1 protein-coding gene is annotated in these 1,314 nt (G+C 43.8%); it reads left to right on the top strand.

What is annotated here, in order from left to right:
• Positions 1-71: 71 nt before the first annotated feature.
• Positions 72-1,280 carry an IS256 family transposase gene (locus QL234_RS31880; protein ID WP_281561752.1) on the top strand — a complete coding sequence of 403 codons (1,209 nt, stop codon included), beginning with the start codon at positions 72-74 and terminating at the stop codon, positions 1,278-1,280.
• Positions 1,281-1,314: the final 34 nt, after the last annotated feature.

The raw sequence follows: 1,314 nt of genomic DNA, 5'->3' as shown, positions 1-1,314 counted from the left end.
GAGACTGTAAATAATTTTGTGTAACTGCCTATCACACGATACTCTAACCAGAGTTTAAGGATAGGCAGACAATGAATAAAAAAGAACTAGAGGCATTCGCCAAGGAAGCAGCTAAAAGCATCAGGTCAGAAAAAGATTTAACTGACTTTAGAAAGATGCTCACCAAAGTAACCGTTGAAGCTGCGTTAAACGCTGAGCTTGAAGAACACCTTGGTTACGCTCGACATGAGCAGTCCCATTCAGATAACAGCCGTAATGGCTATTCCTCTAAGACCGTCAGAACCGAGGATGGCCACGTAGAGCTTGAAACGCCCCGAGACCGGCAAGGTAGCTTTGAGCCTAAGCTCGTCAAAAAAAGCCAAACTCGCCTAACCATGATGGATGATAAAATTCTCCATCTTTATGCCAAGGGCATGACGACCCGAGAAATTGTTGAAACTTTTAAGGAAATGTATGATGCCGATGTCTCGCCGACGCTCATTTCCCGTGTCACAGATGCCGTCATTGAACAGGTTATTGAATGGCAATCCCGGCCACTTGATGCGGTTTATCCGATTGTTTACCTGGATTGTATTGTCGTTAAAATCAGGCAAGACAAGCGTGTTATCAACAAAGCTATTTACCTGGCGCTAGGCGTCAACCTTGAAGGGCGTAAAGAGCTGTTGGGCATGTGGCTCTCTGAAAATGAAGGGGCCAAGTTCTGGCTGAGTGTCTTAACTGAAATACAAAACCGTGGTGTGAAAGACATTTTAATTGCCTGTGTTGATGGTCTTAAAGGTTTCCCTGATGCGATTAATACTGTGTACCCTCAGGCTCAAATTCAGCTCTGCATCGTACATATGGTGCGCAATTCGATGAAATATGTGCCCTGGAAAGACTACAAGGTGGTGTCGGCCGATTTAAAGAAAATATATCAGTCCATGACCGAAGAAGAAGCCTTGCAGGAACTGGAGTTATTTAGTGAAAAATGGGATGCAAAGTACCCTCAAATCAGCCGTTCTTGGCATGCTCACTGGGCAAACTTGAATACGCTCTTCAAATATCCTGAGGATATAAGAAAAGCCATTTATACCACGAATGCGATTGAATCATTGAACAGTGTGATCCGTAAAGCCATCAATAAACGTAAGCTGTTTCCCACCGATGATTCAGCGAAGAAAGTCGTTTACTTGGCAATACGGGAGGCTTCGAAAAAATGGACGATGCCCATAAGAAATTGGAAAACGGCCCTGAACCGGTTTATGATCGAGTTCGAAGACCGTTTAAAAGACTTTATATAAAACTGGCAGTTACACAGAATACGGGACAGTCTCC

Source organism: Thalassomonas sp. RHCl1, from assembly GCF_947387555.1.
Lineage (GTDB): Bacteria > Pseudomonadota > Gammaproteobacteria > Enterobacterales > Alteromonadaceae > Thalassomonas.
This window is presented reverse-complemented; position numbering and strand designations above follow the sequence as displayed.

Bases quoted from the DNA above. Each gene is read 5' to 3' on its own strand.
- QL234_RS31880 (WP_281561752.1), top strand. From the start codon at position 72: ATGAATAAAAAAGAACTAGAGGCATTCGCCAAGGAAGCAGCTAAAAGC.